The sequence below is a fragment of the Streptomyces albidus (ex Kaewkla and Franco 2022) genome (genome assembly GCF_013870515.1).
GTDB lineage: Bacteria > Actinomycetota > Actinomycetes > Streptomycetales > Streptomycetaceae > Streptomyces > Streptomyces albidus.
This window is the reverse complement of sequence record NZ_JACBXA010000457.1, coordinates 1-2,204: the sequence shown is the minus strand read 5'-3', so window position 1 is coordinate 2,204 and position 2,204 is coordinate 1. Positions and strand designations below refer to the sequence as shown.

2 protein-coding genes are annotated in these 2,204 nt (G+C 72.5%); one reads left to right on the top strand and one right to left on the bottom strand.

Annotation, left to right across the window (positions count from 1 at the left end):
• Positions 1–843: FHA domain-containing protein (locus H5J26_RS30460; protein WP_181769179.1), on the bottom strand; the 843-nt coding region annotated here is incomplete at its 3' end.
• 544 nt (positions 844–1,387) lie between these two features.
• Here H5J26_RS30460 and H5J26_RS30455 point away from each other — a divergent pair.
• Positions 1,388–2,204: serine/threonine-protein kinase (locus tag H5J26_RS30455; RefSeq protein ID WP_181769178.1), on the top strand; the 817-nt coding region annotated here is incomplete at its 3' end.

Below are 2,204 nucleotides of genomic sequence, written 5' to 3'. Positions count from 1 at the left end.
CGGCCCCGCTGTCAGACGCAGCTGTCCGTTGCCGTCGGGCAGGGTGGGCAGCGATTCGGGCACCGAGGCCCGTACGGCGCCGGAGGCCGGCGTCGGATGACCCGCGCCCGACTCCCCGGGTGCGTACGGGGACGGGAGCGCCTCGTCCGGCGACGAGATCTCCACACGCAGGGCCGACTCTCCGACCCGCAGCGTCGAGCCCGGACGGAAGAGGACGGGCTGCCGCCCGACGCGCGCTCCGTCCAGCGAGGTGCCGTTGGTGGAGTCCAGGTCGGTGACGGTGACCGCTCCGCCGTCGGAGACGGTCACCGCGCAGTGCAGCCGGGAGACGTCCGGGTCGTCGAGCGGGACGTCCGTCTCCGCCGAGCGGCCGAGGTGGATCTTGCCGCCCTGCAGGAGGTGTATGCCGCCTGCGTCCGGGCCGGCGATCACATGCAGACGGGCCTTCGCCGAGCCGTACGCGGCGAGGGCGGGGGTCGTCGCGGGGAGGACGGGGCCGTGCAGCGAGACGACGGCGCCGTCGAGCAGCGGGGGCTCGCCCAGCATCTGGCGGTGGGGATCGAGGCGCTCCGTCCCCACGTACACCGCGGCTGAGGAGTCGGCGGAAGAAGCGGAGGAAGCTGAGGAGTCGGCACCGCCCGAAGGGCCGCCACCCGCACCGTGCGCACCCGCGGCCGAGGCGGCCGTCGAGACCAGCGCGACCGTCACCGCGGACAGCGGGGTGCCGGACGGAGCCGTGACCACGACGTCGCACGACGGTGCCGTGCCCGGCGCGCCCACCGTGCCCCCCGCACCCTGGCCGCTCCCACGCGGCCCGAGGGTGACAGTCAGCCGGATCTGCATCGGCCCTCCCGGTCCCAGCCACCGGTGTGCCGGCTCCGGCACGCGACGAGGTGGTCGGCCCCGTCGTGCTCCTGGCGCACGGCACACATGTCACACACGGCACAACACAAGACGCGCTCGCACGTCCACGCACAGTGCTGCCGGTGTCGCGTGCATCCTCGCACCCGCCACTGACAAAACGCTCCGCTCGCGCCGACCAATGATCTTGATTTTCCGGCCATATGCGCAAGAGGGCGTGTCCGGACCGTCCACCGACCTCGGCCGACGAGCCTGACCATGACAAGAGGTACGGCCTGATTCACCAGTCGCGGGACGCCAGACGATGCCGAACCGAGACATGGCCGGAGCGGTGACACTTGCTGTGACGGGGGAGGCCTCCGGGGCAGGAGGGGCGAGCCGGCGGAACGCCGCCGGGCCGCAACCGCGCTGGTCGCGTGAAGCGTCCCTCCCCGAAGCAGCCCGCAGTTCGCATTCGCCGTTCGACCGTTCGCGAGACGGCATTATTGTGGGTGGGATTGCAGTACGACACCAGGGAGCGCATGACGTGCGGCCGGTAGGCAGCAAGTACTTGCTCGAGGAGCCGCTGGGCCGCGGCGCCACGGGGACCGTGTGGCGGGCCAGCCAGCGGGAGACGGCGGGCGCCGAGGCAGCTGTGCCCGGTCAGCCCGGTGAGACGGTGGCGATCAAGGTTCTCAAGGAGGAGCTGGCGAACGACCCCGACGTGGTCATGCGCTTCCTCCGGGAGCGCTCCGTCCTGCTCCGTCTGACGCATCACAACATCGTCCGCACCCGGGACCTCGTCGTCGAGGGCGATCTGCTCGCCCTCGTGATGGACCTCATCGACGGGCCGGACCTGCAGCGCTACCTGCGCGAGAACGGCCCGTTCTCACCCGTGGCCGCCGCGCTGGTGACGGCCCAGGTCGCCGACGCGCTGGCGGCGAGCCATGCCGACGGCGTCGTGCACCGGGACCTCAAGCCGGCCAACGTGCTGCTCGCGAACGGGCCGGAGGGCATGCGTCCCATGCTCACCGACTTCGGCATCGCGCGGCTGGCCGATTCGCCAGGCCTGACCCGCACCCAGGAATTCGTCGGCACTCCCGCCTACGTGGCGCCGGAGTCCGCCGAGGGCCGGCCCCAGACCTCCGCCGTCGACATCTACGGCGCGGGCATCCTTCTCTACGAACTCGCCACCGGCCGGCCGCCCTTCGCGGGCAGCACCGCGCTGGAGGTGCTGCACCGCCACCTCGCCGAGGAGCCGCAGCGCCCGCCGAGCATGCCGGACCCGCTGTGGACGGTGGTCGAGAGCTGCCTGCGCAAGCGCCCGGAGGAGCGGCCCAGCGCCGTCAACCTCGCCAACGCGC